Genomic DNA, 12,058 nt, shown 5'->3' with positions numbered 1-12,058 from the left:
GGATACCACTTGTTCGGTTCGGAAACGCGCCAAATCAGGGACTTAGGGCAATTGAAGCGATTCGAAGAAGAGCGGAAATGCTCTAAGGGAGAGGTGGTTTCCGGTGCCTGCGATATTGTCACCTCTCCCTTTGGGGGAGAGGTCGGATGGCGTAGCCAGACGGGTGAGGGGGCTTTCCTCAGCCTACTGGTGCTTTTCCAGCCCTTCGATCATCTCCAGACACGCGCTCAACTGGTCGAGTTCCACGAACTCATCGGGCTTGTGCGCCTGTTCGATCGAGCCCGGCCCGCAGATCACCGTGTCGATGCCCATTTCCTGAAACAGGCCCGCTTCGGTTGAGAACGCCACGCATTCGGCCGGGTCTTCATTGCCGGTCAGGGCCCGCACCAGCGCCACGGCTTCCGACTTTGTCATCGGCTCGAGACCCGCAACCTCGCCGATCGTTTCGGTAATCACCGCCGCGTCGGGATGGATATCGACCATCCTGGGCAACAGCACGCCTTCGACAAAGCCGGTGATCTGCTCATGGGTGAAGGCAAAATCGCCCGAATTGACGTGCCGCAATTCCCATTCCACCGAGCATTGGCCCGGAATGATGTTGCGGGCGATCCCGCCGGCCATTTTCCCGATCTGGATCGTCGACCAGGGCGGGTCGAACCGGCTGCCCTCCGGCGCCCGCGATTTGAGGTCACCGCCGATTTCGAGCAGCTTGGTTACATACTGCACGGCGTATTCGACGGCATTCACCCCCCGGTCGGGCATCGAACCATGCCCTTCCAGCCCGGTGAAATGGGTTGTGTATTCGCAGCACCCCTTGTTGCCCTCGACGATCTTCATCATCGTCGGCTCGCCCACTATGCACAGCGCCGGTTTGCGGCCCGTGGTTTTGAGCTCGTTGAGCATCACATGCGCGCCAAGGCACCCCACTTCCTCGTCATAGGTAAAGGCCAGATGGATGGGTCGCTTGAGCCCGATTTCCTGGAAATAGGGGGCAAAGGCCAATGCGCAGGCGATGAACCCCTTCATGTCGCAAGCCCCGCGCCCATAGATCCTGCGGTTGCGCAAGGTGGCGGTAAACGGGTCCGAGCTCCAGTCCTGGCCCTCGACGGGCACAACGTCCGTATGGCCCGACAAAACGATCCCGCCATCGGCCTCAGGCGGGCCCAGCGTTGCGAAAAGGTTCGCCTTGTTGCCCGTCTCGTTGAGCGTGAGATAGGTCCGCGTCCCGATCTGGTCGAGCCGATGATTGAGATAGGCGATCATCTCGAGATTGCTTTCGGACGACACCGACTGAAAGCCGATAAGGTCCGCGAGGATTTCGAGCGTTTCACCGAGCAGTCTATGGGCCAATGGGGTCTCCAATGTTTGTTGGTGTCTTTGGCGAAGGCCCCCTCACCTCGCCCTTCGGTCCGACCTCTCCCCAAGGGAGAGGTTAAGAAGACCGCGAGCGCCGCGATCCACCTCTCCCTTGGGGGAGAGGTCGCCGCGCAGCGGCGGGTGAGGGGGCCTTCCTTTCTAATTCTTCACAAACATCTCGCGCGGCACATTGGCCAGGCACTCCGGCCCGGCCTCGTCGGTAATGCGCATGGTTTCGGTGATCTCCAGCCCCCATTCTGGTGTCCAGATGGCGGGCATGAAATGGAACACCATGTTGGCGCGCAAAACCGAAGGGTCGCCCGGACGGATGCTCATCGTGTGTTCGCCCCAGTCGGGGGGATAGGACAGCCCCACCGAATAACCGGTGCGCGAGGTTTTCTCGACGCCATATTTCTTGAGCACGCCGAAAAACGCGTCGGCGATTTCCCCGCATGTATAGCCGGGTTTGGCCACTGCCATGCCCGCCTCCATGCCTTCGAGCACCGCTTCCTGCGCCTTGAGCATGTCCTTGGGCGGTTTGCCCAGATAGCCGGTGCGCGAAATGGGGCAGTGATAGCGCTTGTAGCAGCCAGCAATTTCGAAAAACGTCCCTTCGCCCTTGACCAGTTCGCGGTCGTCCCAGGTCAGATGAGCCGCCGCCGCGTCGCGCCCCGAAGGGGTGAGCGGAACGATTGCCGAATAGTCCCCGCCATAGCCATCGGCGCCCACCAGCGAGGCGTGGTAGATTTCGGCGACAAGTTCGTTCTTGCGCAGACCGGGCCGTGTCACTTCGCGGATGCGCGTGTGCATCGCTTCAACGATCCGCGCCGCGCGGCGCATGAATTCGATTTCGGCTTCCGATTTGACCGAGCGCTGCCAGGTGACAACCGATGTGGCATCGACAATTGCGACATCGGGGATTTCTGCCCGCAGCGTTTCAAGACACGCGGCGGTGAAATAGTAATTGTCCATTTCCACGCCAATCCGGCGCTGATCCCAGCCCTTGTCCTTGAGCACGCCGCACAAATGCACATAGGCGTGCTTTTCGGGGTTCTGGACGAAATCGTCGGGATAGAAATAGATCGACTCGGTGGCCAGCCACGTTGTCTTTTCGGCCCCCACCGCATCCATGGGCCGCCCCCACCACAAAGGCTCGTCGGTCAGCGAAACGATCACCGCCTGATGCACGTAAAAGCTCCACCCGTCATAGCCGGTCAGCCAATGCATGTTGGAGGGGTTGGTGACGATCAAGACGTCGATGCCCTGCGTCTGCATCGACCGGCGCACGGCCTCGAGGCGCTCGTAATATTCGGGCAGGGTAAAGGGCAGGCGGGTATTGGGCATTTTGCCTTTGCGCTCCAGAAAAAGACCTGACGATCAGGTCTGAAAGAGTGTGCCCGCGCCGCTCTGCTGCGCGCGGGTTCGGGCCAGGGTGGCAATCGCCGTATCCTGAACCCCGGTGCCGGTGAGGTCGGCGAAGGTGATTTGCGTTTCCGATATCCGGCCCGTCGCCGTCCCGGCGATCACCGCGCCCAGTTCGGCAAAGCTGTCGTCTTCGCCCACCAGACCAGCCTTTATGGCGTGGTGCAATTCCCCAAGCAGCCGCGTCTGGCTCAACCGGTCGGCGATATAGAGGTCCGCTTTTGTCACCAGCGCCGGATCGATCTCGTTCTTGTGCTCGGCGTCAGACCCCATGGCGGTTACGTGCTGGCCGGGCGCGATCCAGTCGGCCAGAACCAGCGGTTCGGTGGCCGGGGTCGTCGTGACCACGATATCGGCCCCGTGCACCGCCGCCTCGGGGCTGCTTGCCACCAGCGCTGCGATTTTCATCTTCTGCGATGCGTGCCGCGCCAGATCTTCGGCCTTGCCCCGGTCGCGCGCCCAGATGACGGCCTTTGTGATCGGCCGCACCAGCGCCAGCGCTTCGAGCTGCAATTTCGCCTGCATCCCGGCACCGATGATCGCGGCAGTCTCGGAATTTTCACGCGAAAGGTGCCGCGCCGCCACCGCGCCCGCCGCCGCCGTGCGCACATCGGTGAGATACCCATTGTCGAGCAGCAACCCTTCGAGCAGGCCGGTCTTGGCCGACAGGACCACCATCAGCCCATTGGTCGAAGCCAGCCCCAGTTTGGGATTGTCGAAAAACCCCGGGCTCATCTTGATGGCAAAGCTGTCCAGCCCCGGCACATAGGCGGTCTTGACGTCCACCTCGCCATTGGCCTCGGCGATATCGAGCCGCAGGATCGGCGGCATCACCACCTTGCCCCCCGCCAGCGCTTTGAAGGCATCCTCGACGCATTGGACGGCCTCGAGATCGAGCGGCACGAGCTTTTTAAGATCGGCTTCGGTGAGGATCTGGACGTCAGTCATCACGCCGCCTCATCCAATGCCTTGTGCGTGCCCGCAATGATCTGCCCGTGGACGACCATGTCGATATTCTTCCCCGACAGCACCAGCGCCGTCGGTCCCCTGGGCTTGAACTTGCCCGAAAGGATAGCCCCGATCGCCACGGCAGCGGCGCCCTCGAGCACCTCGCGCTCCTTGACATACCCATGGACAATCGCCTCGGCGATTTCCCGCTCGGTCAAAACGATGGTCTCATCGACAAGCTCACGCACCATCGCAAACGTGTAGCGGTTGGACAGCCCGATACCGCCGCCCAGCGAATCCGCGAGCGTTTCGAGTTCTTCGATCTCGACCGGCTTGCCCGCCGCAAGGCAGGCGACCATTGCCGCGCCGCGCTCCATGCAAACCCCGATGACTCGCGTTCGGGGCGAAAGCGTCTTGATCGCCAGCGCCACCCCCGCGATCAGCCCTCCGCCCGAAAGCGGCACCAGCACGGCGTCGAGTTCAGGTGCGTCTTCTAAAATTTCCAACCCGATCGTGCCCTGTCCGGCGATCACTTCGGCCCGGTCGAACGGCGGAATGTCGACAAATCCTTCCTCGGCGACCAGCCGGTCCACCTCGATTTGCGCATCGTCCTGGCTTTTGCCCACGATCCGCGCCTCGGCTCCAAGCGCCCTGATCGCCTCGATCTTGTTGGATGGCACGAGCGAGGACATGCAGATCACCGCCCGCGCCCCCGCCGCCCTGGCCGCGTGGGACAGCGCACGCCCGTGATTTCCGGTCGAAGCAGCGGCCACCCCGCGCGCTCGCTCTTCGTCGGAAAGCGAGAGCACCGCATTGGTCGCGCCGCGGAGCTTGAAGCTGCCGGTCAGCTGCTGCTGTTCATGTTTTAAAAGGATGGTCTGCCCACTGGCCTCCGAGAGCGTCAGGCTCGGTGCCAGCGCCGTTCGGTGCACGAGCGGGCTTATACGCCGGCGTGCCGCCAGTACGTCTGCCATCGTCACCATTGCGGCCATGCACCACCCCTGTTCCTCAATTAAGAGTTAGCCGACGCGCCGGCTCTATGCGCCACGATCGGGCTTGTCCGGCAAATTTGTCCAACGACTATGCAGCCACTCCGTGAAGGCGGTCCCGCCATTTTCACCCGCCCCTTGCAGGTGATCTTGCTGCCAGACCGCACCCTTATAGACGTATCGTCCCTCGACTTGTGGCGAGAAGTTGGCAACCTTAGCCAGTGTTAAAGCATTATGTGCAGCGGACGCTCAAGTTCGGCAGTGACGAGGTGGCTTTGGCCCCGAATTGACTTCGGGAGCGATGCCGCCCGACTTCGGGTGAATTGAAGCCCTATTTGGTCTCAATTTCCACACTGCGCACGATGTCAGCGATAATATCAAAGGACAGGAACATTATGCACGCAACAATTTCCAAGGCCCTCAAGACAACCCTGCTCGCCAGCGCCGCCGCGCTCGTCGTCGCAGGCGCCGCACAGGCCGCCAGCCTTGAAGAAATTCAGGAAAGCGGCTCCATCCGCATCGCCGTCGCCAACGAAATTCCCTATGGTTATATCGATCCGGTTTCCGGTGAGGCCATGGGCGCTGGCCCCGACGTTGCCAAGCACATCGTCGAACAGCTCGGCGTGACCGACATCGAGTGGATCACCACCGACTTTTCCTCGCTGATCCCGGGTCTCCAGGCCGACCGCTTCGACATGGTCGCCGCCGAAATGGCCATCATCCCCACCCGTTGCGCCACGGTCATCTATTCGGAACCCAACACCTCCTATGGTGAAGGTCTTCTGGTGCCCGCCGGCAATCCCGAGGGGCTGAGCGGCTATGCCGATTTTGCCGAAAATTCCGACCTGACCGTCGCCATCATGGCCGGCGCCAACCAGCTCGACATGATGCAGGCCCTCGGCGTGTCCGAAGACCAGCTCGTCACCATCTCGTCGAACGCAGACGCGATCTCGACGGTCTCGACCGGCCGGGCCAATGCCTATGCCGCGACGGGCCTGACCGCCAGCGAACTGGCCGGCCAGAGCGATGCCGTTGAGGTGGCCGAAGGTTTCACCGATCCGGTGATCGACGGCACCGAACAGCGCTCCTGGGGCGGTTTCGTCTTTGCCCAGGGCAATGAAGGTCTGCGCGACGCGGTCAACGAAGTGCTTGCCGAATACAAGCAGACCGACGAGTGGCTCGCTTCGGTGTCTGGCTACGGCTTTACCGATGCCGACACCTCGCGCTCGTTCGACATGACCACCGAAGAACTCTGCACCGAGTAATTTCGGTTCCTCGATCTGATCTGCCGGCGGACCGCGTGCCCGCCGGCTCTTTGGTTAAGCTTCACCCTCAAAAAGCAAATCGGGATCGCATATGGAGTGGACCCAATATCTCAACCCCATGATGCAAGGGGCTTGGGTGACCGTCGAACTGACGATCTATTCAACGATATTCGGGGCGATCCTCGCCTTCGCCGCAGGCATCGGCAAGCTCGCCCACAACCCGCTCATCAAGGCGATTTCGATAGGCTATATCGAGATTTTCCGTGGCACTTCGCTGCTGGTGCAGCTTTTCTGGCTGTATTTCGCCCTGCCGGTCGCGGGGCAGGCCATCGGCGTTGACTTGCGGTTGCCGCCGGTCGTTGCCGGCGTTCTGGCGCTCTCGCTCAACATCGGTGCCTATGGCGCCGAGGTGGTGCGTGGGGCCATCGAATCGGTTTCCAAGGATCAGTATGAGGCCGCCAAGGCGCTCAATTTCACCCCGCGCAGGACGCTCTGGCGCATCGCGCTGCCCCAGGCCATCCCCGAAATGATGCCGTCGTTCGGCAATCTGGCCATCCAGAACCTGAAAGACACGGCGCTGGTTTCGCTCATTTCGCTGTCCGACCTGGCCTTCCGCGCCGAGCAATTGCGCAATTTCACCCAGGATTCGACGACGATCTACACAATGGCGCTGCTGATGTATTTCGGGTTGGCGCTGGTCCTGACGGCCATGATGAAGCTGCTTGAGCGGTTTGTTGGCCGCTGGCGCGCCGGAGCGAGGTAGCAAGATGCTTTTCGGAATTGCATGGGACACCTCGTCGAACTGGGCCTTCGCGGTCTCCATCCTGCCCATCCTGCTGCTTGGCCTGTGGGTCACCATCCAGGCCACCGTGCTGGGCTTTTTCATCGCGCTGGTCGTGGGACTGGTCTGGGCCGCGCTCAAGGCGGCTCCGCTCAAGATCGTCTCCTGGCCCGCAACGGTGGTCACCGAGTTTCTGCGCGACACCCCGCTTTTGATCCAGCTTTTCTTTCTCTACTATGTGCTGCCCGAATTCGGCATCACGCTCCCGGCTTTCATGACGGGTGCGCTGGCGCTGGGCCTGCAATATTCGGCCTATACCTCGGAGGTCTATCGCGCCGGTATCGAGGCGGTGGCCAGGGGCCAGCACGAAGCGGCTCGCGCGCTCAACCTTTCGGGCAGCCGCACCTTCACCCACATTATCCTGCCCCAGGCCATTCCGCGTATCGTCCCGGCCATGGGCAATTATCTTGTGTCGATCATGAAGGACGTACCGCTGCTTTCGGTGGTCACGGTTCTTGAAATGCTCAACGTCGCCCGCATCATCGGCGACCGCACCTTCAACTATCTCATTCCGCTCTCGATGGTGGGCGGGCTCTATCTCATAATGACTCTTGTGGCTTCGACGGGCGTACGCTTCGTTGACCGCGCCCTGCCCAAAAGAGGAATTCCGCTCAAATGACCGATCCCATCATCAAGTTCGACAAAGTCGTCAAACGCTTCGATGCCTTCACGGTCATCAACGAACTCGATTTCGAGGTCCAGCGCGGCGAAAAGGTCACGATCATCGGTCCGTCGGGTTCGGGCAAGTCCACCGTGCTGCGCATCCTGATGACGCTTGAGCCGATTTCCGAGGGCGTGGTCTATGTCGATGGCGATACGCTCTGGCACGAAAAGGCCAATGACGGCAGCCTCAAGCCCGCCGGCGAAGCCCATCTGCACAAGATGCGCGAAAAGATGGGCATGGTGTTCCAGCAGTTCAATCTGTTCCCGCACATGACCGTGCGGCGTAACCTCACCGAGGCGCCCACCCAGGTTCTGGGCGTCTCGAAGGCCGAAGCCAAAGAGCGCGCCGACGAATTGCTCGAAATGGTGGGCCTGACCGCTCACGCCGACAAATATCCCCACCAGCTTTCCGGTGGCCAGCAGCAGCGCGTCGGCATCGCCCGCGCGCTGGCCATGCGGCCAAAGATCATGCTGTTCGACGAGCCGACCTCCGCCCTCGATCCCGAACTGGTCGGCGAGGTGCTGAACGTCATCCGGCGGCTGGCCGAGGAGCACGACCTCACCATGCTGCTGGTGACCCACGAAATGAATTTCGCGCGGCAGATTTCAGATCGCGTCTGCTTTTTCGACCAAGGCAAGGTGCTCGAGCAGGGCAAGCCCGAGGACCTGTTCACCGCGCCCAAGGAAGAGCGCACGCGCGAATTTCTCAAGGCCGTCCTGGAAGACAATTAATCTCTTCCAGCGGCTCCCGGCCTGGCTGACCCACCGGACGACGTTTCGGTGGGCCATTGGCGTGTGAAACTTTTTCTCGTCATAAATCTGGACGTTAGCCCTTCCAAAAGAGTAGCGTGCGCCGATGCAAAAGCATTTGGCAAAAAGGGGCGCTGCCATTCGCCAGGTTCAAATCAAGCTCGACGACCGGGACCTGAAAATTCTGGCGATCCTCCAGCGCGAGGGCCGCATACCCAAGGCTACGCTCGCCGAACGTGTCAACCTCACCCCCACTCCCTGCTGGGAGCGTTTAAAGCGCCTCGAAGACGCCGGCATCATCGAAAGCTACGGCGCGCGAATCTCGTTGCGTGCCTTCGGGCCGCTGACCATCGTCTTCGTCCAGATCGAACTCGAAAGCCACCAGGCCGAAGACTTCTCCCGCTTTGAAGCCGCCATCGGCAAGATCGACAGGATCGTCGAATGCTGGGCCGTCGGCGGTGGCATCGATTACATGCTCAAGATCATCACCCGCGATCTCGAAGACTATCAAAAACTCATCGAAGACCTGCTCGCCGCCAAGATCGGCGTGCGGCGGTATTATTCCTATGTCGTCACCGCCCCCGTAAAAGACACCCCCCTGCCGGTAAGCGCGGTGGCCGAGGCGGGGTAGGCCTTTATCGGAACGGCACTTGTGATGTGCTGTTGACGTCGCTCTGTGCTCTTGCCCGGCTTTCGCCCGGCAGGCTGGAAAGCGGCAAGTCGAGGGGCACCAGAATAACCTTCTTGGCTTCGCCCATCAAACCGTCAGAATCATCGCCTTACCCCCGGTCAGTTTGGCGCCCGTCTCTCCCCGTTCCCCGCTATGGTCGGCTCGGTTCCCCGCTAAACGAAGGACTTCGTGCCCCATGTCGAGCCTGTCCGCCAAATATGCCCCGTCCGGCCTTGTCACGACGCTGACCGACCCCGAACTGTTCTGCCAGCTCGCCCATGTCGCGGGCCGTCCGGTGGCGGCTGTTTCGGGAGACGCCATCGCCGTCACCGATCCGGCAACAGGCGATGCAATCGGCTCGATCCCGGCGCTTGGCGCAGAAGAATCCTCTGCCGCGATCGCACAGGCCGAAGCCGCCTTTGCGCACTGGTCGGCCCTTTTGCCCCAGGAGCGCTCGGCCATCCTGCGCCGCTGGTACGATCTCATCATGGACGCGCGCGAAGACCTCGCCCAGATCATGACCGCCGAACAGGGCAAGCCCATTTCCGAATCGCGCGGCGAAATCGCCTACGCGGCATCCTTCGTCGAGTTCTTCGCCGAGGAAGCCAAGCGCCCCAATATCGAATCCGTCACCTCCCACCTCCCCGATGCGGAAGTGGAAATCTGGCGTGAACCGGCTGGCGTTGCCGCGCTGATCACCCCCTGGAATTTCCCTTCGGCCATGATCACCCGCAAGGCCGCCGCCGCCTTGGCTGCCGGCTGCACCTGCCTTGTCCATCCCTCCTCGGAAACACCGTTTTCCGCGACCGCGCTTGCCGTTCTCGCCGCCCGCGCCGGCATCCCGGCCGGCGCCTTTAACGTGGTAACCGGCAAGGCCGCCACCGTCGTCGAGCCCTGGACAGCCGATGCCCGCGTGCGCGTGCTCTCGTTCACCGGCTCCACCGAAATCGGCAAGTTGCTCTACCGGCAATCGGCCGGCACCGTCAAGCGCCTCATCATGGAACTGGGCGGCCACGCCCCCTTCATCGTCTTTGCCGACGCCGACCTCGACCAGGCAGTCGAGGAAGCGGTCAAGGCCAAGTTCGCCACTTCCGGGCAGGACTGCCTTGGCGCCAACCGGTTCTTCATCGACCGCCGCATCTACGAAAGCTTTGCCGAACGCTTCGCCGAAGCCGCCGCGGCGCTTTCGGTCGGCCCCGGTTCCACCGATCCCGATATCGGCCCGCTGATGAACGAAAAGGCCATCGCCAAACAGATTTCCCATGTCGAGGACGCTCTGGCCAAAGGCGCCAAATGCCTGACCGGTGGTGCCGCGGACGGGCAGGGGCCTTTGTTCTTCCAGCCCACAATCCTCACCGACGTGCCCGCCGATGCCCTCATCATGAATGAAGAAACCTTCGGGCCCGTCGCAGCGCTTTGCCCCTTCGATAGCGAGCAAGAAGCCATCGCCCGCGCCAACGCCACCGAATACGGACTGATCGCCTACCTTCACACCATGGACCCGCGCCGCATCTATCGCGCGTCCCGCCAACTCCAGTTCGGCATGGTCGCCGTCAACCGCACCAAGGTCACCGGCGCCCCCATTCCCTTCGGCGGCTACAAGCAGTCCGGCATGGGCCGCGAAGGCGCCCGGCTGGGCATGGAGGAATTCACGGAAGTCAAATATGTCTGCCGCGACTGGGCCTGAGATGGCGACATCGGCGCCTGCCAAAAGAACCGGATTTAAAGACTAGGTACCAAGGACCACAAAAATGCTCACCAACGATCAGCTCGACCAGTGGGATCGGGAAAATTTCTTCCATCCCTCGACCCATCTCGCCCAGCACGCGCGCGGCGAAAGCCCCAATCGGATCGTGAAAACCGCGTCCGGCGTCTATATCGAGGATCGTGACGGCAACAAACTGCTCGATGCGTTTGCCGGGCTTTATTGCGTCAATGTCGGCTATGGCCGCACCGAGATTTCCGAAGCCATTGCCGAACAGGCCAAGGAACTGGCCTATTACCACGCCTATGTCGGCCACGGCACCGAAGCCTCGATCACGCTGGCCAAAATGGTGCTCGAACGCGCGCCAAAGGGCATGAGCAAGGTCTATTTCGGGCTCGGCGGGTCCGATGCCAACGAAACCAACATCAAGCTGGTCTGGTACTACAACAACATCCTGGGCCGCCCGGAAAAGAAAAAGATCATCTCGCGCTGGCGCGGCTATCACGGCTCGGGCCTGATGACCGGTTCGATGACCGGGCTGGCCACCTTCCACAACAAGTTCGACCTGCCGCTCTCTCAGGTGATCCACACCGAGGCGCCGTACTATTACCGCCGCCCGCGCCGCAACATGAGCGAGGCCGAATTCGTCCTGCACTGCGTCGCCGAACTCGAAGCACTGATCGCGCGCGAGGGCGCCGATACCATTGCCGCCTTCATCGGCGAGCCCATCCTTGGCACCGGTGGCATCGTTCCGCCCCCGGCCGGATATTGGGAAGCTATCCAGCAGGTCCTCAAAAAGCACGACATCCTGCTCATCGCCGATGAAGTGGTCACCGGCTTTGGCCGCCTGGGCACCATGATGGGGTCTGATCATTATGGCCTGCGCCCAGACCTCATCACCATCGCCAAGGGCCTGACCTCGGCCTATGCGCCGCTGTCGGGATCGATAGTGGGAGAAAAAATGTGGCAGGTGCTTATGGACGGCACCGACGAGTTCGGCCCCATCGGGCACGGCTGGACCTATTCGGCGCACCCCATTGGCGCGGCCGCCGGCATCGCCAATCTCAACCTCATCGACAAATTGGGCCTTGTGGAAAACGCCGGGAAAACCGGTGCATATCTCAACGCGCAGATGAGCGCCGCGCTCGGCGATCACGCCAATGTTGGCGAAGTGCGCGGCGAGGGCATGCTGTGCGCCGTCGAACTGGTCAAGGATCGCGATGCGGCCACCTTCTTTGACGCCTCAGAAAAAGTCGCCCCTCGCATCGTTGGCGAAATGGCAAAGCTCGGCGTTATCGCGCGCGCAATGCCGCAGGGCGATATCATCGGCTTTGCGCCGCCCCTGTGCCTGAGCGAGGCGGAGGCCGATATCGTTGTCGAAAAGACAGCTGCCGCAGTCAAATCGGTACTCGGCTGATCCCTGCCGAACCGGCTCCGTCCGGCGCGCCG

General features: G+C 61.8%; 11 protein-coding genes. 7 read left to right on the top strand and 4 right to left on the bottom strand.

Annotated elements, in window-relative coordinates:
* Positions 1-183 precede the first annotated feature (183 nt).
* From argE to eutB, 4 genes are all read right to left on the bottom strand, one after another.
* On the bottom strand, positions 184-1,350 hold the full coding sequence (gene argE, locus ACP148_RS13395; RefSeq protein WP_421953182.1) for an acetylornithine deacetylase: 1,167 nt from the start codon (positions 1,348-1,350) through the stop codon (positions 184-186).
* A 165-nt stretch (positions 1,351-1,515) separates the two neighbouring features.
* Complete coding sequence (locus tag ACP148_RS13390; protein WP_421953181.1) at positions 1,516-2,700, bottom strand: M24 family metallopeptidase; 1,185 nt, start codon at positions 2,698-2,700, stop codon at positions 1,516-1,518.
* Between the two features lie 33 nt (positions 2,701-2,733).
* Positions 2,734-3,726 (bottom strand): ectoine utilization protein EutC, encoded by a 993-nt coding sequence (gene eutC, locus ACP148_RS13385; protein WP_421953180.1) that lies wholly within the window; start codon positions 3,724-3,726, stop codon positions 2,734-2,736.
* A complete protein-coding gene (gene eutB, locus ACP148_RS13380; RefSeq protein ID WP_421953179.1) occupies positions 3,726-4,718 on the bottom strand; it encodes a hydroxyectoine utilization dehydratase EutB in 993 nt (330 codons plus the stop codon). The genes eutC and eutB overlap by 1 nt, the downstream gene beginning before the upstream one ends.
* A gap of 392 nt (positions 4,719-5,110) precedes the next feature.
* Between eutB and ehuB the strand changes: the two genes are divergently transcribed.
* The 7 genes from ehuB to ACP148_RS13345 all read left to right on the top strand — a co-directional run bounded on the left by ehuB (position 5,111) and on the right by ACP148_RS13345 (position 12,026).
* The gene (ehuB, locus tag ACP148_RS13375) at positions 5,111-5,980 is read left to right on the top strand and encodes an ectoine/hydroxyectoine ABC transporter substrate-binding protein EhuB (protein WP_421953178.1); all 870 of its coding nucleotides are present in this window, start codon (positions 5,111-5,113) and stop codon (positions 5,978-5,980) included.
* A gap of 91 nt (positions 5,981-6,071) precedes the next feature.
* Entirely contained in the window at positions 6,072-6,743 is a 672-nt protein-coding gene (gene ehuC / locus ACP148_RS13370) for an ectoine/hydroxyectoine ABC transporter permease subunit EhuC (RefSeq protein ID WP_421953177.1), read from the top strand.
* Between the two features lie 4 nt (positions 6,744-6,747).
* On the top strand, positions 6,748-7,440 hold the full coding sequence (ehuD, locus tag ACP148_RS13365) for an ectoine/hydroxyectoine ABC transporter permease subunit EhuD (RefSeq protein WP_421953176.1): 693 nt from the start codon (positions 6,748-6,750) through the stop codon (positions 7,438-7,440).
* Entirely contained in the window at positions 7,437-8,216 is a 780-nt protein-coding gene (ehuA, locus tag ACP148_RS13360; RefSeq protein WP_425033538.1) for an ectoine/hydroxyectoine ABC transporter ATP-binding protein EhuA, read from the top strand. Before ehuD ends, ehuA begins: the two co-directional genes overlap by 4 nt.
* A 124-nt stretch (positions 8,217-8,340) precedes the next feature.
* On the top strand, positions 8,341-8,865 hold the full coding sequence (locus ACP148_RS13355) for an Lrp/AsnC family transcriptional regulator (RefSeq protein ID WP_421953174.1): 525 nt from the start codon (positions 8,341-8,343) through the stop codon (positions 8,863-8,865).
* A gap of 235 nt (positions 8,866-9,100) precedes the next feature.
* Positions 9,101-10,591 carry an NAD-dependent succinate-semialdehyde dehydrogenase gene (locus ACP148_RS13350; protein WP_421953173.1) on the top strand — a complete coding sequence of 497 codons (1,491 nt, stop codon included), beginning with the start codon at positions 9,101-9,103 and terminating at the stop codon, positions 10,589-10,591.
* Positions 10,592-10,655: 64 nt separating this feature from the next.
* Positions 10,656-12,026 (top strand): aspartate aminotransferase family protein, encoded by a 1,371-nt coding sequence (locus tag ACP148_RS13345; protein ID WP_421953172.1) that lies wholly within the window; start codon positions 10,656-10,658, stop codon positions 12,024-12,026.
* The last annotated feature ends 32 nt before the right edge of the window (positions 12,027-12,058 follow it).

Source organism: Pelagibacterium sp., assembly GCF_965249125.1.
Lineage (GTDB): Bacteria > Pseudomonadota > Alphaproteobacteria > Rhizobiales > Devosiaceae > Pelagibacterium.
Note: the sequence above shows the minus strand (reverse complement) of the source record. Positions and strands in the feature narration are given on the sequence as shown.

What these genes read in the sequence shown, in the direction of transcription:
- ACP148_RS13390 (WP_421953181.1), bottom strand. Translation starts at nt 2,700, where the DNA reads ATGCCCAATACCCGCCTGCCCTTTACCCTGCCCGAATATTACGAGCGC.
- eutB (WP_421953179.1), bottom strand. Translation starts at nt 4,718, where the DNA reads ATGGCCGCAATGGTGACGATGGCAGACGTACTGGCGGCACGCCGGCGT.
- ACP148_RS13355 (WP_421953174.1), top strand. Translation starts at nt 8,341, where the DNA reads ATGCAAAAGCATTTGGCAAAAAGGGGCGCTGCCATTCGCCAGGTTCAA.
- ehuD (WP_421953176.1), top strand. Translation starts at nt 6,748, where the DNA reads ATGCTTTTCGGAATTGCATGGGACACCTCGTCGAACTGGGCCTTCGCG.
- ACP148_RS13345 (WP_421953172.1), top strand. Translation starts at nt 10,656, where the DNA reads ATGCTCACCAACGATCAGCTCGACCAGTGGGATCGGGAAAATTTCTTC.
- ehuA (WP_425033538.1), top strand. Translation starts at nt 7,437, where the DNA reads ATGACCGATCCCATCATCAAGTTCGACAAAGTCGTCAAACGCTTCGAT.
- ACP148_RS13350 (WP_421953173.1), top strand. Translation starts at nt 9,101, where the DNA reads ATGTCGAGCCTGTCCGCCAAATATGCCCCGTCCGGCCTTGTCACGACG.
- eutC (WP_421953180.1), bottom strand. Translation starts at nt 3,726, where the DNA reads ATGACTGACGTCCAGATCCTCACCGAAGCCGATCTTAAAAAGCTCGTG.
- ehuB (WP_421953178.1), top strand. Translation starts at nt 5,111, where the DNA reads ATGCACGCAACAATTTCCAAGGCCCTCAAGACAACCCTGCTCGCCAGC.
- ehuC (WP_421953177.1), top strand. Translation starts at nt 6,072, where the DNA reads ATGGAGTGGACCCAATATCTCAACCCCATGATGCAAGGGGCTTGGGTG.